General features: G+C 42.0%; 18 protein-coding genes. 15 read left to right on the forward strand and 3 right to left on the reverse strand.

Translation table 11 applies throughout. The annotated features are described in order from the left end of the window. Nucleotides 1–2 precede the first annotated feature (2 nt). Nucleotides 3–1,883 carry an ATP-dependent nuclease gene (locus IEZ33_RS08205; RefSeq protein WP_191603177.1) on the reverse strand — a complete coding sequence of 627 codons (1,881 nt, stop codon included), beginning with the start codon at nt 1,881–1,883 and terminating at the stop codon, nt 3–5. Nucleotides 1,884–2,170: 287 nt separating this feature from the next. Between IEZ33_RS08205 and IEZ33_RS08210 the strand changes: the two genes are divergently transcribed. From IEZ33_RS08210 to IEZ33_RS08220, 3 genes are all read left to right on the forward strand, one after another. Next, the gene (locus IEZ33_RS08210) at nt 2,171–2,767 is read left to right on the forward strand and encodes a tyrosine-type recombinase/integrase (RefSeq protein WP_138611608.1); all 597 of its coding nucleotides are present in this window, start codon (nt 2,171–2,173) and stop codon (nt 2,765–2,767) included. A 267-nt stretch (nt 2,768–3,034) separates the two neighbouring features. Next, nucleotides 3,035–3,349: a hypothetical protein gene (locus tag IEZ33_RS08215; protein ID WP_033103256.1), complete on the forward strand. Its 315-nt coding sequence runs from the start codon at nt 3,035–3,037 to the stop codon at nt 3,347–3,349. 3 nt (nt 3,350–3,352) lie between these two features. Next, a complete protein-coding gene (locus IEZ33_RS08220) occupies nt 3,353–4,795 on the forward strand; it encodes an SNIPE associated domain-containing protein (RefSeq protein ID WP_191603178.1) in 1,443 nt (480 codons plus the stop codon). Between the two features lie 169 nt (nt 4,796–4,964). Here the strand turns inward: IEZ33_RS08220 and IEZ33_RS08225 are convergent, their stop codons facing one another. Continuing rightward, nucleotides 4,965–5,873 (reverse strand): LysR family transcriptional regulator, encoded by a 909-nt coding sequence (locus tag IEZ33_RS08225; RefSeq protein ID WP_191603179.1) that lies wholly within the window; start codon nt 5,871–5,873, stop codon nt 4,965–4,967. A 112-nt stretch (nt 5,874–5,985) separates the two neighbouring features. Here IEZ33_RS08225 and IEZ33_RS08230 point away from each other — a divergent pair, with 112 nt between their 5' ends. Further along, the gene (locus tag IEZ33_RS08230; RefSeq protein WP_191603180.1) at nt 5,986–7,191 is read left to right on the forward strand and encodes an NADH:flavin oxidoreductase/NADH oxidase family protein; all 1,206 of its coding nucleotides are present in this window, start codon (nt 5,986–5,988) and stop codon (nt 7,189–7,191) included. Between the two features lie 393 nt (nt 7,192–7,584). After that, entirely contained in the window at nt 7,585–8,250 is a 666-nt protein-coding gene (locus IEZ33_RS20715) for a Fic family protein (protein WP_476738644.1), read from the forward strand. 316 nt (nt 8,251–8,566) lie between these two features. Here IEZ33_RS20715 and IEZ33_RS08240 read toward each other — a convergent pair whose 3' ends face one another. Next, nucleotides 8,567–9,478: a LysR family transcriptional regulator gene (locus IEZ33_RS08240; RefSeq protein WP_191603181.1), complete on the reverse strand. Its 912-nt coding sequence runs from the start codon at nt 9,476–9,478 to the stop codon at nt 8,567–8,569. A gap of 171 nt (nt 9,479–9,649) precedes the next feature. Here IEZ33_RS08240 and IEZ33_RS08245 point away from each other — a divergent pair, with 171 nt between their 5' ends. The 10 genes from IEZ33_RS08245 (at nt 9,650) to IEZ33_RS08295 (ending at nt 20,607) form a co-directional block, all read left to right on the forward strand. After that, nucleotides 9,650–11,095, forward strand: a complete 1,446-nt coding sequence (locus IEZ33_RS08245) for a dihydrolipoyl dehydrogenase (RefSeq protein ID WP_191603182.1) — start codon at nt 9,650–9,652, stop codon at nt 11,093–11,095. Between the two features lie 122 nt (nt 11,096–11,217). Next, on the forward strand, nt 11,218–11,307 hold the full coding sequence (locus IEZ33_RS21005) for a thioredoxin domain-containing protein (protein ID WP_191603183.1): 90 nt from the start codon (nt 11,218–11,220) through the stop codon (nt 11,305–11,307). A 474-nt stretch (nt 11,308–11,781) separates the two neighbouring features. Beyond that, on the forward strand, nt 11,782–12,333 hold the full coding sequence (locus IEZ33_RS08255; protein WP_191603184.1) for a carboxymuconolactone decarboxylase family protein: 552 nt from the start codon (nt 11,782–11,784) through the stop codon (nt 12,331–12,333). A gap of 59 nt (nt 12,334–12,392) precedes the next feature. Then, nucleotides 12,393–12,857: a nuclear transport factor 2 family protein gene (locus tag IEZ33_RS08260; protein WP_191603185.1), complete on the forward strand. Its 465-nt coding sequence runs from the start codon at nt 12,393–12,395 to the stop codon at nt 12,855–12,857. A gap of 46 nt (nt 12,858–12,903) precedes the next feature. Beyond that, nucleotides 12,904–13,548, forward strand: a complete 645-nt coding sequence (locus IEZ33_RS08265; RefSeq protein ID WP_191603186.1) for a glutathione S-transferase family protein — start codon at nt 12,904–12,906, stop codon at nt 13,546–13,548. A 44-nt stretch (nt 13,549–13,592) separates the two neighbouring features. Continuing rightward, nucleotides 13,593–15,626, forward strand: a complete 2,034-nt coding sequence (locus IEZ33_RS08270) for a 2Fe-2S iron-sulfur cluster-binding protein (RefSeq protein WP_191603187.1) — start codon at nt 13,593–13,595, stop codon at nt 15,624–15,626. 771 nt (nt 15,627–16,397) lie between these two features. Then, a complete protein-coding gene (locus IEZ33_RS08280; protein WP_191603188.1) occupies nt 16,398–17,165 on the forward strand; it encodes an FCD domain-containing protein in 768 nt (255 codons plus the stop codon). A 43-nt stretch (nt 17,166–17,208) separates the two neighbouring features. Next, entirely contained in the window at nt 17,209–18,255 is a 1,047-nt protein-coding gene (locus tag IEZ33_RS08285; protein ID WP_191603189.1) for a LacI family DNA-binding transcriptional regulator, read from the forward strand. Between the two features lie 166 nt (nt 18,256–18,421). Next, entirely contained in the window at nt 18,422–19,519 is a 1,098-nt protein-coding gene (locus IEZ33_RS08290; RefSeq protein WP_240009669.1) for a mandelate racemase/muconate lactonizing enzyme family protein, read from the forward strand. Nucleotides 19,520–19,644: 125 nt separating this feature from the next. Next, nucleotides 19,645–20,607 (forward strand): ABC transporter substrate-binding protein, encoded by a 963-nt coding sequence (locus IEZ33_RS08295; protein WP_191603190.1) that lies wholly within the window; start codon nt 19,645–19,647, stop codon nt 20,605–20,607. Nucleotides 20,608–20,623: the final 16 nt, after the last annotated feature.

Here is a 20,623-nt window from a genome sequence, read left to right on the forward strand (position 1 = left end):
ACTTATTTGCCCGTCACATTCTTAATCGCATTAACCAAATAGCTAAGGTTTTCATCTGCTTCTACGCCTTCAAAATCGGCGTCAATGATAAAGTCTGCGAAAACCTGAGCTACAACAGCTTTTGAAATTTTCTTATCGAGCATGATCTTCTTGTAGATATTGTAAGCGATTTCATCAACGCTCAAATTATCTTCATCTTTCCATTTCTTATATTCGACCTTAGCTTTTTCAATGAATGCAACTTTTTCTTCTTTGTCATACACATAATCATTTGACTTTGTTTTGTGGCAAATATAAACAGCTTGGTGGAACAATTCACTTAAACAACTTCTAGCGATGCTATATTCAAGAGTCCAATAAGGCGCAACAAAAGCGGTTATAGGGGCTTCATATTTATCTCGAATGCCTTGAGCTGTTTTTGTCCTCATCTCTTCAATCTCTACTGAATTCATTTCAACTTTAATAGTTTTGCCTTCTCCATCTTTAAGATTATTTTCATTTGAGTCTTTTTTATTTTTAGTTTGCTTATCTTCATGAATAAAAGGTCTTACATCCACATCAGTTATCAATGAAACATCAAGAATTAATTTTTTTTCGTCCTGTCTCAAGAATATATTTGAATAGCGCAAGAATGCCGTACTACCTACATTTACAATAGACACACCATGCTGTGAAAGATCACGACCTAACTTTTTGGCAAAAGAAGGTAGCAAAATATTTTCAGCATCCCCTTCGACTAGAATCACTCCATTGGCAAAAAACAAGTTAGACTTAGTTGAGTCAAGGAAACGCTCCAGAAATAAATAATCTCCCTTTCTCAGCTTTGTATGCTCTTGGCCCATTGGATATAAACATCCATCTTTGCATAGTACTAAGTTTTTCAATTTGACTTTAGAAGCCAAGCTAGTGCTATGAGTTGTGAGTATGAACTGAATTTTGTTCTCTTCACAAATCTTTTGAATAGCCTCAATCAGCCTGATTTGTGTTTGTGGATGCAAATGAGCTTCAATCTCTTCGATCAACCCTAACTTCAACCCCTGATAGTTGCTTTTTTTCAGCAATAATAGCTCTGCGGCTATATACAAAAGGTTATGGGAACCAAGACCTTGATTGGTGTTTTCAGATACAGATTGGTTGAATAATCTTAGTGATAACTTTTCTAAAACCGATTTGAGTGAGCTATCACTTACATTAAACCTTGAGTTGAGCTTATTGTTTTCAAGAGAAAACTTATCTAGGTATGTGTTTATATCTAAAAGCAACTCTTTCCCATCATGAGTTGTAAAGAATTTTTCTATAGCCTTATTCGTCAAGGACATTATTCGAAGTAAGCGATGGCTTTCTTCATCTTCGAAAACATCATGGTTATAAAGAATTTGAGATAAACGAGATCCCTTTTTCGGTGTTAGTTCGCTTTCAGCATCACGTAGTGGCTTGAGATATGTTGCCCTAAGTAAGTCACGCGCTTCGCCATTAATTGTAGTCCCTTCATCATCACTGCCAGCCTTAACCTCGTAAAAGACTCTGCCATTTTTTCTTGTTGCAGATATCCATACCTTCAAGAAGAAATTCTTCTCTTTATCAGTACCTAGCCAATCAATAAAGTGCTTTGCAGAGTGTTTATCAAAACCCTTAAAGGTACATTCAACTCGGAATACAGTGGCTCTATGAGATTCGTCTTTGCTTGGTTCTAAATAGAAGTCTTCAACGCAAGGTCTTAAATACTCGTAACTTTGAGTATTTAACACATACTTAATAGCATCTACAATCGCTGTTTTTCCTGAATCATTTTCACCGACTAATAAGTTTAGGCCAGAATTGAACTCAACATCTAACTGTTCATACCTTCGGAAATTTTCCATTTTCAAACAATGTAAATACATTTTTATATCCTTTCAACAAATGACAAATATACCTTTAATCCATATCGTGATAATGTTGTTTTATAAATCAGAGGGTTACTTTCTGATTAGTTTATCACCCTAACTTAGCTGCATATAGTGTGTTTTTTGATATGTGTACCATATTAAGATTACTCAAAGTAAGTTTTTCCCATAACTTAGTTAATTCATGAACGGCTAAGTAGCAAGTTAGCTAACACGTTTTTGTCCAAATCCTAATCAGTAATACATCCACTATCCTCATAGTGACTTTTAAATAGGAGGTCACTATGAAACCAGAACTAAACCACAATGCTACTGGTGTGAAACGTCCTTTCAAGCTAGAAGAGATTTGGCGTATTCGCACTCGAATTGAAATTCAAAACAACTTGATGCAATTAGCTTTACTTAATTTGGCTATAGATAGCAAGCTAAGATCATGTGACTTACTCTCTTTAAAAGTTCGAGACGTCACTACTCTCGATCAAGTATTTGAAAGGGTTCAATTAACGCAGAAGAAAACTGGGATCGAAGTTCAATTTGAGATAACTCCGAGAACACAACAAAGTATTATCCATTGGATTCAAGAAGTTAAATTGCAACCCAGTGATTATTTGTTTCGGAGTATACGTCGCTCTAATCAACCAATAAGCTATTCATATTACAGGTCTATCATCAGGAGCTGGGCTGAGCAATTAGGACTTGATTCTGACCTTTATGGAACTCACTCAATGCGAAGAACCAAAGCGACTTTGGTTTATGCTCGAACCAAAAATATACGTGCCGTTCAGTTACTACTTGGTCATACAAAAATTGATAACACCATCAGATATTTGGGAATAGAGATTGAAGACGCCATTAAAATATCGAGAGAAACCGATTGTTGATTTAGCGCAGGCAGTGTTCTTATGCTGCCTTTGCCCCAAGATTAGTCAGCGACTGCATGAGCCATTACTCCCCAGGCCATCATTTGGAATATTTTTTCTAACTCAAAGCAAGGAGCTAATCTGCCTATAAGAAACATAGATATTTGAAACCTTAGCGCTCTCATAGCTATAGACTTTATGTAATCTGTTTGATTTCAATGTAACCCTTCCAATTTTGTTGTGCTAGCATCGGAAGCATAATTCTAATTTGCTTAGAGGAGAAATGCATTGGCCAGACGAGGAAGTGGTTTAAGGACGGCTATAAAGGTTGTTAAAGCTATAGATAGGGCCAACAAACAAGCCGCCCGCGAAACTCAGCGTAGAGAGAAAGCTCGGCAACGTGCTGAAGCTCAAGCACTTAGAGAGCATGAAAAAGGTGTGCGTGAAGCTCAGCGAGAACTAAAGCGGCAAGTAAGACAGCAACAATCCGCAGCAAAGCAAGCATTTAAAAATGCGCTATCAAATGCAAATGAAGAGTACCAAGACCGCTGCGAAGAACGAGCCGCACTTAGAAAGCAATTCATACAAGAGGTTTTAAGGTAAACAATGGATAATAATTTACTGATATTAGCAGGCATATCTTTGTTAGCAGTTTTGCTGACCTATATAGTGACGAAACGCTCTGCGGATAAAAAAGTTGGACAGTACAAGTCAATAGATGAAGCGTTAAAGAAAGCCAAAGAAGAGCACGAGACATTAAAGAAAGCAAATGAATCTCTTCAGCAAACTAATGAGATAGCAAAGCAGGCGCTTTCCAAAATTAACGCTGAAACTGCCGACCTACAAGCTTTGAAAGGACAAGATGACTCTCTTAAAGTTAGTATTCTAGAACAGCAACAGTCTCTTGACGCTGCCCAAAACACTCTAAATGAACTTAATGCCAATATTGAAAAGAGCGAACAGGATCTGAACGAGCTTATGGGTGGGATAGACTTGTATTCACGACTCGATGAATATACTGCTCATGGTCATTTTGAAATGCCACAATATCTCTACGAAACATCAACTCGCTATTCTGAAGAGATCAAAGACATACGGCAGCAGCAAAAAGACATGATTAAAGCGAAAACCGCAGTCACCTTCCCTGAAACGACCGTTATTTCTAATGATAAGTCTTTGAATAAAAAAATCCTCAATGGTCAAGTTAAGCTAATGCTAACTGCGTTCAATATTGAATGTGACATGCTTATTGGCAAGGTTTCACCAAGCTCATTTGGTCGTACGCTGGAACGAATCGAGAAACTAGCAAACAATCTAGAAAAGTCAGCTGCGACAATGGAGTGTGGCTTTGATATTGACTACATCGAACTAAAATTCGAAGAATGTAAGCTTCAGTATCAATATACCCTGAAGAAGCAGGAAGAAATTGCCGAGCAGAAGCTCATCAAAGAGCAAATTCGTGAAGAGCAGAGAGCAATAAAGGAGTTTGAAAAAGCTATTGCTGAAGCTGAGAAAGAAGAAAAAATGTATCGAAACCTTCTTGATAAAGCTCAGCAAGAGCTTGCTCAATCTAATGAACAAGAACGTAGTGAAATGGAACAAAGAATAGCCATTCTAGAGCTGCAATTGGCCGAAGCTGAAGCCAAAGAAGAACGTGCCAAGAGTATGGCGGAACAAACTCGTAAGGGCCATGTGTACGTGATAAGTAACATTGGTTCCTTTGGAGAAGATGTTTACAAGATAGGTTTAACGCGTAGGCTAGAGCCTATGGACAGAGTTAAAGAGCTTGGTGATGCCAGTGTACCATTCCCATTTGACGTACATGCCATGATTTATACTGATGATGCACCTGCACTCGAAACAGCTTTGCACCGTGAATTCCATTCTCAACGTGTTAATGCAGTTAACATTCGTAAGGAGTTCTTCAGTGTCGATCTAGAGGAAATTAAAGATGCCGTTGAAAAGATCGCTGGAGTAGATGCTCAGTTCAAAATGACCGCTCTGGCGGAAGACTATTACGAAAGCCTCCGTCTTAGTGATGCCGCATGATTTAACAGTTTTGTCCGTCTTCGAGTCAGCCAGATCAACGCTGGCTCACCTTTGCCCCATAACGAGTTAACGTAATTACTCACTAGCAGATCGCGCCAGTCGATTTAACATACATTTTCTCATGTCTGCATACGTTTCGGTGATGTTCTACAACCTCCCACAAGGAAAGCTATGCAGGAAAAGCAATTGAAACCATTTGTGCAGACCTTTCTCTAAGTAGTTCCCTGAACGCTATTACTGCAGGGCTGACTTGTTTTCTACTTGGGCAGATTAAGTGGAGTTCTATAGGTGGTGATTGATAATCAGGTAAAAGTTGTACCAATTTTCCACTGCGTAAATCTGAAAAGACATCTATCTGGGATCTATATGCAATACCTTTCCCGCTAATAGCCCAGCGTCTAACAATATCTGTATCATTACTTACTTTATTACTGCTAACTTTGATTCTGTAGCTTCCGGACTTATCCATATATTCCCAGTTGCTAAATAGGCGACCATCTTTCTTGTGTAGCAAACAATTATGCTTTCTTAAATCCTCAGGATGTGAGGGTTCACCAAATTTGTATATATAGTCAGGCGAAGCACAGGTGATCCTATCCATAGTCGCAATATGAAATGAAACCATTGTTGAGTCTTCTGGCCTTCCATAACGAAGGGCAACATCAACTTGATCCAGAAAAAAGTCAGAAAGTGAGTCACCTACATTTAAATCTATCGACAGGGTGGGATGTAGATCTGCCAATTCATCTATCCAAGGTAGAACTATATTGCGCCCTAAATCCGATGAAACCGACAACCTTAATTTTCCACTGATCTTGCCCTGCAACTGATGAGCTGCTATCCGCCCATGCTCCAAACTCTCCAACGCCTGTCGACAATGGAACAGAAACTGCTCTCCTTGTGATGTAATTCGGAGCTGCCTTGTCGTTCTTATAAATAATTGTATATCTAGCTGTTTTTCTAATCGCCGGAGGGCGGAACTGACAGCAGATGGCGTGATACCCAATTGTTTCGCAGCTTCAGTTATGCTGCCAGTTTCTACTATTCGAATGAATAGATTTAGATCCGAAGTGTTCATTATTAACTTATTTTTAATAGTATTTGAATTATTGGTGTGTTTTTAGTTTATTAAAAAATGTTAATAATGTCTTTACCGCTCCATAAAGAGTTTAGATTCGCAAGAGGTAAATATGACCAATTCAGCAAGCTCCGATCATTTGCTTAATCGTCCACTAGAGCTTCCCTGTGGCGCTGTTATTAAAAACAGGCTTGTAAAATCAGCCATGTCAGATTCACTTGCAGATGGGGAGGGTGATCCCACAGATGCCCAGGCTCGACTTTATGAAAGATGGGCAGAGGGTGGCCTTGGATTATCTATCATTGGAGAAGTGCAGGTAGATCCACGCTTTCCTGAAAAGCCCGGTAATCTAGTATTAAGCGCTGACTCGGATCTAAAGGCTTTGCACTCTTTAGCCTCACGTGCCTCGACTAATGGCGCTCATATATGGCCCCAGTTAGGTCATGCCGGAGGACTTTCGTATTTGTCCATAAGCCAACCGAAAGGGCCATCCGCCCTGAAAATTGGTGGCTTTCGATGTGCTGGAATGTCGGATACAGAGGTGTCTCAGTTACCGGACATGTATGCTAGAGCAGCAATACTAGCAAAAGATGTTGGATTTACGGGTGTTCAGATTCACGCAGGCCATGGATTTTTACTCAGTCAGTTCTTGTCACCACTATTCAATCGCCGAAAAGACCAGTATGGCGGTTCCATAGAAGCGCGATGCCGGATTATTGTCGAGATAATTGATAAAGTGCGAAGTGCCGTTGGCGCTTCATTTCCTATCGGAATTAAGATCAACTCTTCAGATCAATTGGAGGGTGGCTTAACACAAGAAGATGCTTTAGAAGCTATTCGTATTCTCGATCAAACTTCAATTGATTTGATAGAGTTAAGTGGAGGCTCCTATTTCCCCGGAGCAAAATCCAGTTCTGACAGCTCTTCTAGAGGCCCTTATTTTGTCGAATTTTCAGAAAAAGCAAAGAGTCTAACTAGTATTCCTTTAGTAGTTACGGGCGGCTTTAAAACCCGTGAACAGGCGTTAAACTCGTTGGCAAATGGTACTGTCGATTCCGTTGGATTGGCGCGTGCATTGGTATTGAATCCTGAGCTTGCGAATGATTGGCTAGCCGGAACTAGTGATAAGCCTGATTTTCCTAGGTTTGAGGCTCCGCCTCAAGGAGGAATAACTGCTTGGTACACCATGTTTTTAACCGCAATAGGCAATGATAGTGAAAGCAATTTCGATCTTGATCTTTCATCAGCTATCCATCTTTACGAGGAGCGTGATGAGAATCGTTGCGTGACATGGCAGCGAAAATTCTCTCGCTTCTGAAGGTATCTGATATTTCTTCACTTCAAACATGGCTAAACACATGAACGAAGTGCCTGTTATTCAGTGTTGTTAAGGTGAATCAGCATAGGTATCTTCTCGCCTTAACAAATTACTAACGGTTATCCAATGAATGAATCTGGAGCGCAGACTCTAAATGGCTTTTGTCCAAAAACATGTTTGAGCGAACCTCCTCTACTCGCTCAAAGCGGAAAATCATATATTTGGCTCATTAGCGTTACCTGTTTTACTAATCACAACCGCTAGTCAAAAATACACACAATTCCTTCATCTATCTGGCCAATCGCTCTTACGAGGATCTTTAGCATGTAAGCTCTATGAAATTTTCTGGAGCTTACAATGAGAACCCCTTTGTTACCTTGATTCATCCTATGGGTGACCATCCCAATCAATATTTTCTTTCTATTCATCTTTCCCGCACATGCCAGTGATGGGCCATTCTATCAGCGTGGTCAGGAAGGCTGGTTTTGGTATCAGGCCATTCCAAGTGCCTCGTCTTATGATTCAGTTAATGGATTGTTGAAAAAGACGGATGCACATCCTCTTATTGCTTCTGCTGCATTTCACTATGAATTTGAATTTATTCATCCTTTTAGTGATAGAAATGGTCGCATAGGTCGTTTTTGGCAGACACTAGTATTAAAGGATTGGCATCCTTTACTTGCTTTTTTGCCTGCAGAGACCGTCATCAAAGCGAGACAAGAAGAATATTATCAGTCGCTTCGAGAAGCGGATGCTAAATCTGACTGCAGTGTCTTTATTGAGTTATTGTTGTCTGCTATTAACCAGTCACTTACGGAAGCGATTCAGTCAGAGGAAAAAGCGCGGGTAAAAACAACAGATCAAATATTAGAGGTTTTAAAAGAGTCTCCACACTTAGCCCTCATCGACGTTGCTAACCGAATAGGTCGTTCTGTGAGTACTGTAGAGAGAGAGGTTTCAAAATTAAAGCAGGGAGGGCGCTTAGAGTACCACGGCCCTAAAAAAATGGTGTTTGGTTGGTCAGAGAAATTTGAAGTAGTGGTATCTTATTCTAAATAAACTAAGAAAGAGAGTAGGTAATGTCGACCAGAAAATGTGAAAAAGTTAAGTTCACCCCTTGCGGGGACGGGTTAAGTTAAATTACTTATGGATATAACGGAAAGAGTGTCGAAAACAGCTACGTCAGCTGAATTGTTGAGTTGCCAACACTTTCGGCAGAAATCCTAAAAGCTATCCTAAATGGTAAATACCTTCAAACGTGACCTTATTTGATCTTACTGCTGATTCATTAAAAAATTAAGGTCGTAGCGGGGGAGGACCAGAATAGAGAACGGCCGCCAATGAACTTTTTTATTTGCCATTAATTATTTATGCATTAAGTCTTACCCACATTAATAAAAGGGTTTTCTCTAAGCCTTTGTGCAGCCAATTCAATAAACGAACGCACCTTTGCATTCGCTCGTCGGCCTTCAACATTGACCACATTTACCGGCAGTGGATCCTCCTCGTAATCGGTCAGGACCGCTTTAAGCGTACCTTTTTTTAGCTCCTCACCAACCTGATACGACATCAAGCGCGTAATGCCTCTGCCTTCAATGGCCGCTTGTAAAGCGGCTGCATTTTGATTACACATTAATCTGGGACTAAGTTTTATCAGTTCTTTTTTTCCGTCATTCTGAAATTGCCAGGTTGTGGTACTTTCGAAGGTGGCAGGAAAAATCAAATCATGTTCTATTAAATCCTCTGGGTATTTGGGCACACCGCGTTTCTTAAAATAACCGGGCGAGCCACATACAATACGTCGAACAATGCCAACCTGAGAGGCGAATAAGTTTGAATCCTTTAAATGACCAATGCGAATGGCGACATCGAGCTCCTCTTCTAGCAAGCTTGTGACTCTATCGTAAAACATCGCTTTTACACTGACCTCTGAGTACATCCCTAAATATTCGTTAACAATAGGCATCACATGCTTCTGACCGAACAACACCGGCGCAGTTACTGTCAGTATTCCTGATGGAGTACTGTAAACTCCTGCTGCCGAAGCTTCGGCCTCTTCCAAATTTTCAATAATACGTTGCATATCATTAAAAAAACGCGTTCCCGACTCCGTCAAACGTACCAAGCGAGTTGTGCGATTAAACAGCTTGATCCGCAAGCGTCCTTCTAGCTCCGCGATTGCACGTGTTGCCGTGGGTGCTGACATCCCAAGTACGTCAGCCGCGGAAGAAAAGCTTTGTTGTTTTGCTACTTCAATAAACACTTTAATGGTTTGTAATTTATCCAAAATGGATACCTCTATCTAGTTAACTCCTACGATTATTTCATTTTAAACAAATATTAATTACATAAAAAAACAATTATTTCACAAAATTACCCCATAAACTGTATTTAACTATAACGAACACTGACATGTTTAGGTCTTTTTCTCTGAAGGGCTATATTTTGAGGATTACACATGAAGAACACACGATCTGTTGACGTTGCTATTATCGGCGCAGGTACATCTGGTATGGGCGCCTACCGCGAAGCCCTTAAACACACCGACAATATTGTGCTTATTGAAGGAGATCAATACGGTACCACCTGCGCACGCGTGGGCTGTATGCCTTCCAAGCTACTGATTGCCCCAGCCGAAGCACGACACCGCGCCGAAAAGTTCGATGCCTTTGGTTTGCGCGGCACCTTGCCCGAGGTAGATGGCAAAGCCGTGATGCAGCGCGTACGCGATGAGCGCGATCGTTTTGTGGGTTTTGTTAAAGAATCAGTAGAAGGTTTTAAGCCCGAACACCGTATTATGGCAAAGGCCAGATTTATCGACGATCACACCTTGGCACTCTCTAACGGTGAGCGCATTTATGCTCAGCGCATTGTAATTGCCGTCGGTTCACGCCCGAGCCACCCAGAATTTTTTAGCGCTGCGGGCGATCGTCTGATTACTAACGACCACGTCTTTTATTGGGACGATTTGCCGGAATCGGTGGCGGTATTTGGTGCGGGTGTGATTGGTTTAGAACTTGGCCAAGCACTGCATCGCTTAGGTGTGAAGGTGCACCTGTTTGGCCGAGACAATGGTGCCGGCCCCTTAACCGACCCCGAAGTCACACGCTACGCCTACAATACCTTCCGCGAAGAATTTCCGTTCCACGGAAACGCGCATATCGAGCGTATTTCGCGTGAAAGCAATAAAGTGAGTATCACCTATCAAGATAATTCACAAAGCGAAGTCCTTACAGAGACCTTCAATTATTTGCTCGCCGCAACCGGCAGGCGTTCCAATATCGACCAACTCAACATCCACAACACAAGCTTGGCACTCGACGAGCGCGGTATTCCCGTATTCGATCGCCTCTCCATGCAGTGTGGCGACAGCCATATTTTTATCGCCGGCGATGTCAATGGTGATATTCCCTTGTTACACGAAGCCTCGGACGAAGGCCGTTTGGCCGGTGAAAATGCCGCGTTGTACCCCAATACGCTTAAACGCGCGCGCAAAACCCCGTTGGGCATTGCGTTTTCCGATCCACAAGTCGCCATGGTCGGCAAGTCTTACCGTGAACTTAGTCAAGCCGGTGACAACTTTGCGATAGGCTCAATTAGCTTCGAAGACCAAGGCCGTAGCCGTGTCATGCTGGTCAACAAAGGCCTGATGCGCCTCTACGGTAACCCCGAAACTGGTGTGTTATTAGGTGCCGAGATGATTGGCCCCGAGCATGAGCATCTGGCGCATTTACTGGCTTGGTGCATCCAAATGCGTATGACTGTCGCCGATATTCTGCAAATGCCCTTTTATCACCCGGTTATTGAAGAAGGATTGCGCAGTGGTCTGCGCGATTTATTGCAAAAAATGGGCATGGGACCACAACCACCATTGCGCTGCATTGATTGCGGCGTAGGAGCTTAAATTATGTTGGATTTATACATTTGGAATACACCTAACGGCCGCAAGACCATCATCATGCTGGAGGAAATACACCCTCAAACCAATCGACATTGGCACAGGGACTCAGAAAGAGCCTGATTTTTTTGCACATCAACCCCAACGGGCGAATACCCGCTCTGTATGATCATGAAACCGGTGCACGCGTTTTTGAGTCCGGTGCGATATTGCTGTAATTGGCCGAAAATACCCCGCCGGCGACGCGCTGTTACCTCGTACACCGGTAGAGCGCGCCGAGGTATTGGGCTGGACCTACTGGCAAACCGGCGGTTTTGGTCCGATGCTCGGCCAATACAATCATTTTTCCAGCCTCAATGACGACTCACCTACGGCGCAGAACGGCTTACCGTATGGCCAACAGCGTTTTAAAGATGAGTCATAGTGCTTTCTACGCGCCATCAGTATCCGGCCTTTTCGGCTTCACAGTGATGCCACCTACACAGGGTACTCTAATAGGTTCCGTCATCCTTGATAGCGAATATGCTAGCAGCGCAACGTGCTTAAACATATCAAAACAGCCAGTCAACACGATTATTGTCAAAAATAAAATAATAAATTTCAATAATGCCTAATTATTTCTCGAGATTGAAAGATTATAGTGAACCTATCTTAAACACTTAGCTAAAAACTAACTCAACGGAGAACACAACATGTCACGTATCAATACACCAAAAAATATCCAAGAAGCACCAGCGGCCGCTCAGCCTTTACTCGAGGCTGTAAACAAACAATTAGGAAGTGTGCCTAATCTGTTCCGCATTACCAGCAACAGCCCACACACACTGGAAGGTTACTTGACACTCAATGGCGCATTGGCCAAAGGTACACTGCCTGCAGCAACAAGGGAGCGTATTGCTTTAGCCGTTGCCGAAATCAATGGTTGTGACTACTGCCTCGCGGCTCATAATTACTTGGGGCAAAATTTAGCAGAATTAAGTCGTGAAGAAATTAGCGTTAACCGTCGCGGTAGCTCACTCGATGCCAAAGCCGCTGCTGCTGTTGAATTCGCCGCAACGCTGGTCAAACAACGCGGCAAAACCTCTAAGACCGACTTTGATGCGGTTCGTGCAGCTGGATACAGCGACGCGCAAATTATTGAAGTTATTGGTCATGTGGCCTTAAACACCCTCACTAATTACCTTAATGAAACGCTTCAAACCATCGTGGACTTTCCCAGCATCGATGCAATAAGCGCTGCTTAATTTATCACCGAGCCGCCATATAGGCGGCACCCACTATGTATTAAGTGATAGGAGTTATTATGTCACGGTCACCCTTACCCCCCTTTAACGAAGCAACTGCTAAACAGAAAATTCGCTTGGCCGAAGATGGCTGGAACAGCCGTGAACCGCACAAGGTTGCAAAGGCCTATGCCGTAGATTGCCCATGGCGCAATCGGGCTGAATTTATTACTGGGCGAGAGCAAATTGAAGCGCTTCTGACACGCAAGTGGACCCGCGAATTAGATTACCGTTTAGTGAAAGAGTTGTGGGCTTATACCGAAAACCGCATTGCCGTACGTTTTGCTTATGAATTTCGTGATGACTCGGGCCAGTGGTTTCGCGCTTACGGTAACGAGAATTGGGAATTCAACGCAGAGGGTTTAATGCAGCGCCGTATCGCCAGCATTAATGAGCATGTGATTGACGAACAAGACCGCTTGTTTCGCTGGCCACTGGGTCGACGCCCCGATGACCATCTCGGCTTAACCGAACTTGGTCTTTAAGTATATTTAAATTCGACAAATTTATATTACCTATTAAGGAAAAATCATGAACACAAAATTCGCTACCCAAAATGCGCCTATTAAATTGTACAGAAATCCGCTCTCGGGTCACTGCCACCGTGTTGAGCTAATGTTGTCGTTATTAGACATTCCTTACGAAACCATCGACCTGGACATGGCCAATGGCGCTCACAAAGCACCGGACTATTTAAAAATTAGCCCTTTTGGTCAAGTGCCCGCTATCGATGACAACGGATTTACGTTGGCTGACTCCAACGCCATCATTACCTATTTAGAAAAGAAATATAACGATGGCTACAATTGGTATCCGCAAGATCCTGTTAAGGCGGCTGAAGTACAACGTTGGCTATCGGTTGCAGCTGGTGAAATTGCCTACGGCCCTTGCGCTGTACGCTTAGTAAAAGTGTTTGGTGTCGATCTTGATTACGATGTCGCCAAGAAAAAAACCAATGAATTATTTGAAGTTATGGAGCCGCTTTTAAATACTCGCCCATATCTAGCAAGCGAGGCCATCACACTCGCTGATGTAGCCGGTTACAGTTATATCTCCCACGTGCCAGAAGGCGGCGTGAGTTTGCAACCTTATCCTGCGATTCGTGCCTGGCTTGAGCGTATTGAAGCACACCCACGTTTTGTGGGCATGAAGCGCACACCTGTACCTGCGCAATAATATTGTATTGTCACTATTTTTTAACAAACGATCAGGACATAACCATGAATCAGCTACCGTCTTCTCAGTTTCACAATGGCGAAATTGCCGTCCAGCAACGTATAGGCGTAGCTGACATGGTCGCACAATACAGCGAAGGGTTTATTCGCCCCGCAATGCCTGATCAGCATCGCGAATTTTTTTCGAATTTACCCATGGTGGTGGTTGGTATTACCGATCACGATGGTTACCCTTGGGCCATGCCTTTATTTGGCCAGCCCGGTTTTATTCAATCACCCGATGCAAAAACACTCGATATTTCAAGCCCACTGGTACTGGCAGAAACACTAAAACTCAATTTTAATGAAAATCAAAAAATAGGTTTTCTGGGTATAGAGTTACACACACGCCGTCGCAACCGTATGAATGGCATGATTTCAACAATAGGCCAAGATGGCTTTTCAATTTGCGTTGACCAGAGTTTTGGTAATTGTCCTCAATATATCCAAAAACGCGAATTGACTTGGGTTGATAAACCCTATGTCTATTTCGATACCCAATATCTTTGCTTGATGCATGCACTCGATACGCGCAGCACAGTTTTAATTGAATCGACAGATACTTTCTTTATCGCCTCTCGAACCAATATTTTTTCAAGCAATGAGCGCAGTGGTATTGATGTCTCTCATCGCGGTGGTAAGCCAGGTTTTATTAAAATTGAAGGCGACACTTTATACTTCCCCGATTTTAGCGGTAACCGTTTTTTTAATACTTTAGGCAACATTCAGTCTGATGAGCGAGTCGGTTTATATTTTCCAAATCATGCGACTGGTGACGCGGTATTTATTTCTGGTGATGCACAAATTCTTTGGGATGCTGAGAACGCAGCTGAATTTGAAGGTGCCGAGCGTATTGTGTCGGTCAAAATTCGCAATAGCCTTTTTATCGACAATTATTTACCTATGCGTGGCGATCTAAAAGAGCTGTCGCCATCTTTAATACACACCGGCACTTGGCAAAAAATTCAAACCGAGCACACTAGCGAAGGTCTAGCACGCTACAGAAAATTTACAATCACTCAAAAAGTACAAGAAAGCCAAGATATCAGTTCTTTTTATTTTAGCCCGGCTGATGGCCAAGCGGTAAGCACTTATACACCAGGACAGTTTTTACCCATCCGCATTTGGCAAGATGGTGCAGGCACCCCCATTTTACGCAGCTATACGCTATCGCGCGCACCTGAAAAAGATACCTATCGTATTTCGGTTAAACGCGAAGCAAAAGGCCTGGCATCGCGCATGTTGCACGACACCTTTAACATTGGCGATAGCATTGAAGTTGGCCAGCCAGCCGGACAATTCACACTGGCCAGTAATGATCACGCCATCGTTCTTTTATCAGGTGGTGTAGGTATTACGCCCATGATTGCCATGTTGCACGGTTTGATTCGAGACATAGAACAAGGCGCCAAACAGCGTAATGTCTGGTTTGTGCACGGCACTCAACACTCAGCCAGCCATGCCTTTGTTGATGAACTTAACACACTGGCCAAACAGCATACTTGGCTGCAAGTTCACACTGTGTATTCACAACCTAAACCCAGTGATAAGAAGGGAGAACAATACGACAGTTTCGGCAGAATATCCGCTGATTTACTGAAACAGATTTTGCCCTTTGATCACTTTGATTTTTATTTATGTGGTTCAGTGCCTTTTATGCGCTCACTTTACTCGGGGTTAATTGCAACAGGCGTGGCTAAATCCAATATTTATTATGAATTTTTTGGTGAAGGTTCAATTGAAGATAACGGCGTCGAACCAACACCAGCCGCTGAGCGCGCCGAAATACATTTTGCTAAAAGTAATATCACCGCCATCTGGACTCCAGAGGAGGGCACGCTATTAGAGTTTGCCGAAAAACAAGGGTTGAAACCCATGTACAGCTGTCGCACCGGCAACTGCGGTGCCTGCAGTTGCAAAATTAGTGCTGGCGATGTGAGTTATGCAAACCCCACTGCTTACATGCCAGAGGAGGGGAAAGTGTTAACCTGTAGTGCGCTTCCTGCGGCCGACACTCAAATCATCAGCCTCGATCTTTAATAACACATAACTATTCACTACTTACCTATTGATAAGTGCCGAACACAAACACCTCAGGCCATACCGTGAAGATATTATTTTTGATGACACTACTTCCATTAACATCCACTTTTGCTTTTGCACAAAACCGTGCCTGAGTGGATGCTAAAAAGCAAGATGGTATCTTAGTTCGTTCTTAAGGGAATTTACTGCATTATCCTTAAATCTCGAACTTTATTTCTTTGATATTATCACGATATAGACAAATGAATCTTCTGAGTTCAATTAGCTCCAGCCTATACTCAGTAACACTCACAATGCCTTCATCTATCTGGCCAATCACGCTAACGGGGATCTTTAGCATGTAAGCTCTATGAAATTTTCTGAAGCTGACAATGAGAACCCCTTTGTTCCCTTGATTCATCCTATGGGTGACCATCTCAATCATTATTTTCTTTCTATTCATCTTTCACGCTCATGCCAGCGAGGGGCCATTCTATCAGCGTGGTCAGGAAGGCTGGTTTGGGTATCACTCTAGATGCGGTCATAACTTGGCTTTTATATCGAATGGTAAGAAGGAAGATGACAGTCATGGGTGATGGCTCTAAGATTTCGCTTTCTTAAGACTAATTAAACGATGTAATGCAGAGACAAAATTGTCTGACTTGTTCGTAACCTCCCTAGACTGTTTCTTACGAAATTAGCATAAATACAGATTTTAACGTCGTTTGTTTATGACAATGGTGTGAGGTTTGTATAAAATAATCAAAGTTTAATAATTAAGAACTCTTTATGTCACCTAATAGTCGCCGTTATCAACAAGTTGGTAAACAAATTAAAAATACTTTACTTTCAGGAGAGTTGCCCGTAGGTGGTCGTTTACCTTCGGAACGGGATTTAAGTGAACGTTATAATGCTAGTCGAGCAACCATTCGTGAAGCCATCATTATGTTGGAGTTGCAAGGATTGGTTGAAGTTAAGCAAGGCGCAGGTATCTTTTTTGTTGAAAATATAGACTCAAATACGCTTATTGCAGAAGCAGAAAGTAATATTGGTCCCTTTGAACTATTACAAGCACGACAGTTGTTAGAAACTAATATCGCTGCTTTTGCGGCCACTCAAATTTCAGCCACCCATGTACGAGAAATGCGGGACTTGTTACGTGAGCAAGAACTGGAAATTAATGGTGATAGTAAGCGTTTTAATGAGCTTGATCATAATTTTCATATGGTCATTGCAGAAGCGACGCAAAATAATATGCTCATTGTGATGGCTCAATCTATGTGGGATAACGTCAGAACGGAAAACCCGTTATGGGATGCGTTAAATTCACAGTATTTCCATGAAAAACGGTTACAGTCATTGTGGTTGTCTGATCACAAGAACATCTTAATCGCGTTGCAAAAACGCTCACCGCAAGAAACAAAACAAGCCGTTTGGCAGCATATTGAAAACGCTAAAAAAGAGCTTTTCAAATTAGCAAATGTGGAAGAACCTGATTTTGAAGGCTTTCTTTTTGCGGCGAATGCGGTGCCTACCCTAAAGAATGAAGCAGAATAAAGATGTTACTTTGCTAAAAATGCTTTATAAAAGGTGGTAACGCGTGCCTAAGGAAAAAGAAAAAATGGTGCAAAAAAAGCATTTAACTTTAAAAGATATTGCTAAACAGTTAGGGGTGTCTACCGCAACTGTTTCGCTGTCCATAAATAATAATCCTCTGGTCGCAGAAAAAACACGTCTGTTAGTACAGCAAAAAATCAAAGAAGTCGGCTATGTTTACAACCGGCGTGCTGCTAGCCTGATTACAGGTAAAAGCGGTATGGTTGGTTTAGCGGTACATGATTTCACGAACCCATACTTTACGGAAGTTTGTGCCAGCGCTGAAAAGACCTTATCCGAAAAAGGACGAATGTCTTTACTCTGTAATAGTTATGAGAATATTGAACAACAGGAGCGTTTTATTAATGCTTTAATTGAGCACAATTCTGATGGTCTCTTGTTGTGCCCAGTTGTGGGGACGGGTATGGATGCGCTAAGGCCTTTACTTGCTAGAGGTTTGCCCACTGTGTTGGTAACACGGGATATTGATGGATCAAATATGGATTTTGTAGGTAATGACGAGCGATTTTCTTTGCATTTAGCCACTCGACATTTACTGTCTCTTGGGCATAAAAGAGTCGCTTTCATTGGTGGCCATATTGATGCAAAACCGGCCAAAGAAAGGCGCTTAGGTTATGTCGATGCCATTAAGTTACATGGTTTGCCTCTAGATGAATCATTGATGTTTGATTGCGAAAATAAATCGGAAGCGGCCGAAGCTCTTTTACCGAGCGTTCTGTCTATGGAATCTCCTCCAACCGCTATTGTTGGGTTCTCTGATTTAATTGCATTAGGTGTGTTATCTGCCTTAATTCGGTTGGGGCTGGAGCCAGGAAAGGATATAGCGGTTGTAGGTTGCGATAATATTGCTGAAAGTAATCGGCATTACACTCAATTAACAACCATTAATGTGCAAAAATCCTTAATAGGACAAATGGCCGCGACCTTCTTATTTCAGCGATTAGCTGACCCCTATATGCCACCCCAAAGAAAAATCTTTGATTCTGAGCTTATCATTCGCCGTTCTTGCGGTGCCTATTTAAAAAGCTAGTCTTTCTCTTCTTGTGTGTTGTCCTTCTTTTATTAAGGAATATCAAGATTAAATTTAAATCGATTTAAATTTAATCTTGATATTCCTTTGCCTTTGTATTATAAATTTAAATCGATTTAAAAATAATAAAAACGAGAGTGTATTGTCACTTTTTAGGAGACAAATAGTGAATGATTCGATCATAAAATCGATAGATGTACAGTTATTCGCCGTGCCATTAGCGGAGGTTTTGTCCGATGCGATGCATGGAGATCACACACATTTTGAGCTACTAACTGTAACGATTACATTATCTGATGGATCTCAAGGTACAGGTTACACCTATACTGGAGGCAGAGGTGGTCAGGCCATTCGATCAATGATTGAAGTCGATCTAAAGCCTATGCTACTAGGTAGAGATGGATCAGAAATTGAAGCCATTTATAGAGATATGGAGTATTGCATTCACTACGTTGGTCGTGGGGGAATAGCTTCTTTTGCTATTTCTGCAATTGACATTGCGTTATGGGATTTACGCTGTCGAGCACTCGGAAAACCATTGCATCAATATAATGGTAATCAAAATAAAGTTGCTAAAGCCTATCGTGGCGGTATCGATTTGAATTTTTCCTTAGAGCGTTTACTAAAAGAGGTCCAAGGATATGTAGATGCAGGCTTTAATGCCATTAAAATCAAGGTTGGACAATCGACTCTAGAGGAGGATATTGCCAGAGTTAAAGCCGTTCGTGAGCGAATAGGGGACGACATTACCTTTATGATTGATGCCAATTACTCCATGACAGTTGAACAGGCTATTACGGCGGCAAATGCTTTTGCTGAATACAACATATTTTGGTTTGAAGAACCCACGATTCCAGATGATTATACTGGTTTCGCACGTATTGCTGAGAACACACCTATCCCTTTAGCAATGGGGGAGAACCTGCATACTATTCATGAATTTGGCTATGCCTTCCAGCAAGCTAAGTTGTCTTTTATTCAGCCAGATGCGTCAAATTGTGGTGGTATTTCTGGATGGCTCGCTGCCGCTAAAATGGCTAAGCAATCTAATATCCCTGCCTGTTCCCATGGCATGCAAGAGTTACACGTAAGTTTAGTCGCTTCCCAGCCAAATGCTGGTTGGGTTGAGGTTCATAGCTTTCCTATTGATCAATATACATTGCGTCCTTTAGTCATGGAGGGTGGTATGGCGGTTGCTCCTGATACTATTGGTATTGGTGTAGAGTTTGATTGGGAGAAATTATCAATTTATAAAATTAATTAAAATTTAAATCGATTTAAAAATATTAATATACTGTACCCGGAGGTGAATATAGAAAAGTAGGCGCTTGCTATAGATTTCGTTCAAACAGGTAACGTAAAAATAAAAATAAATTTGGAGATGTGAACATGATATTTAAAATGACGGTTGTTTCGGCTTTAATCGGTGTGTTGTCCAGTGCTGCAATGGCAGACTTACCTGCATTAGAGAAAAAAGATCGCTATAAAGTGGGTTTTGCTCAAACAGAAAGTAATAACCCTTGGCGTATTGCGGAAACAAAAAGTTTTAAAGATACAGCCGCCAGCTGTAACTGGGATCTTGTGTACACGGATGCGGCAGGTTCGGCCGCAAAACAAGTGTCTGATGTGGATTCTATGATAGCTCAAGGGGTAGATGTTATCTTCCTACCTCCTCGAGAAGAAAGGCCTCTTCTGCCTGCCGTATTACGAGCTAAAGGACAAGGTATTCCGGTTTTCCTCGTAGACCGCAGTGTGGATGAAAAAGTCGCTAAAGCGGGTCGTGATTACGTTACTTTCTTAGGATCGAACTTTATTGAACAAGGTGCTATTGCTGCGAACTGGTTGATTGAAAAAACAGGCGGTAAAGGCCTTATTTTAGAACTTGAAGGAACAACTGGATCATCACCCGCAAATGATCGTAGAAAAGGCTTTGATGATGAAATCGCTAAACATTCTGGTATGAAAATCCTCGCATCTCAATCGGGTGATTTTGCACGAGATAAAGGCCGAAAAGTAACGGAAACCTTGCTGCAAACCTACCCAAATGCGGATGTTATTTATGCACACAATGATGAGATGGCGATTGGCGCTATTCAAGCATTGGAAGCGGCGGGTCGAGTGCCAGGTAAGGATGTGTTGATTGTTTCTGTTGATGGTACTCGTGATGCTTTACAAGCTATTTTGGATGGCAAAATGGGGGTCACAGTTGAATCAAGTCCATTCTTTGGACCACTTGCTTGTGAAACGATGACGCGTTATGCCAACGGTGAAAAGATTGAACCTTGGGTGCGTGTTACAGACCGTGTGTTTACTATTGAAAATGCCGCACAGCATATAGATGAAGCTTATTAATACAATCTATTAATCC

Source organism: Marinomonas algicola, assembly GCF_014805825.1.
Classification (GTDB): domain Bacteria; phylum Pseudomonadota; class Gammaproteobacteria; order Pseudomonadales; family Marinomonadaceae; genus Marinomonas; species Marinomonas algicola.

Bases quoted from the DNA above. Each gene is read 5' to 3' on its own strand.
- IEZ33_RS08210 (WP_138611608.1), top strand. From the start codon at position 2,171: ATGAAACCAGAACTAAACCACAATGCTACTGGTGTGAAACGTCCTTTC.
- IEZ33_RS08225 (WP_191603179.1), bottom strand. From the start codon at position 5,873: ATGAACACTTCGGATCTAAATCTATTCATTCGAATAGTAGAAACTGGC.
- IEZ33_RS08260 (WP_191603185.1), top strand. From the start codon at position 12,393: ATGTCACGGTCACCCTTACCCCCCTTTAACGAAGCAACTGCTAAACAG.
- IEZ33_RS08265 (WP_191603186.1), top strand. From the start codon at position 12,904: ATGAACACAAAATTCGCTACCCAAAATGCGCCTATTAAATTGTACAGA.
- IEZ33_RS08280 (WP_191603188.1), top strand. From the start codon at position 16,398: ATGTCACCTAATAGTCGCCGTTATCAACAAGTTGGTAAACAAATTAAA.
- IEZ33_RS08270 (WP_191603187.1), top strand. From the start codon at position 13,593: ATGAATCAGCTACCGTCTTCTCAGTTTCACAATGGCGAAATTGCCGTC.
- IEZ33_RS08295 (WP_191603190.1), top strand. From the start codon at position 19,645: ATGATATTTAAAATGACGGTTGTTTCGGCTTTAATCGGTGTGTTGTCC.
- IEZ33_RS08230 (WP_191603180.1), top strand. From the start codon at position 5,986: ATGACCAATTCAGCAAGCTCCGATCATTTGCTTAATCGTCCACTAGAG.
- IEZ33_RS08255 (WP_191603184.1), top strand. From the start codon at position 11,782: ATGTCACGTATCAATACACCAAAAAATATCCAAGAAGCACCAGCGGCC.
- IEZ33_RS08245 (WP_191603182.1), top strand. From the start codon at position 9,650: ATGAAGAACACACGATCTGTTGACGTTGCTATTATCGGCGCAGGTACA.
- IEZ33_RS08220 (WP_191603178.1), top strand. From the start codon at position 3,353: ATGGATAATAATTTACTGATATTAGCAGGCATATCTTTGTTAGCAGTT.
- IEZ33_RS08205 (WP_191603177.1), bottom strand. From the start codon at position 1,883: ATGTATTTACATTGTTTGAAAATGGAAAATTTCCGAAGGTATGAACAG.